Origin of the sequence: Micrococcus sp. KRD026 (genome assembly GCF_017168445.1) — a bacterium.
GTDB classification, from domain to species: Bacteria; Actinomycetota; Actinomycetes; order Actinomycetales; family Micrococcaceae; genus Micrococcus; species Micrococcus luteus.
Genome location: NZ_JABFBA010000036.1, coordinates 1 through 251, shown reverse-complemented (window position 1 = coordinate 251; position 251 = coordinate 1). Strand labels below are relative to the sequence as shown.

Here is a 251-nt window from a genome sequence, read left to right as displayed (position 1 = left end):
AACCACCACCGCCGGCACTCCTCGCTCGGCTACCTAACCCCAGCCGAGTACGCTCGGCAGTGCACCCATCAAATGGAAACCGACGACTCACAGAACGTCCGGACCGAATGAAGGGGGCGGCTCACACGCCCTGCGGCGGGAGCGCAAGTGGTCCGCACGGCGCATCCATCACCACCTCGTCTCCGAGGGCCACCGGGTGTGTCTTCGTACCGTGGGACGGTGGCTGCACCGACTCGGGATCTCCCGCCTAC

1 pseudogene is annotated in these 251 nt (G+C 66.5%); it reads left to right on the top strand.

Going from position 1 to position 251, the window contains the following annotated elements:
* Window positions 1-127 precede the first annotated feature (127 nt).
* Window positions 128-251: pseudogene (locus J1M40_RS11775) on the top strand (IS481 family transposase); the annotation flags it as partial.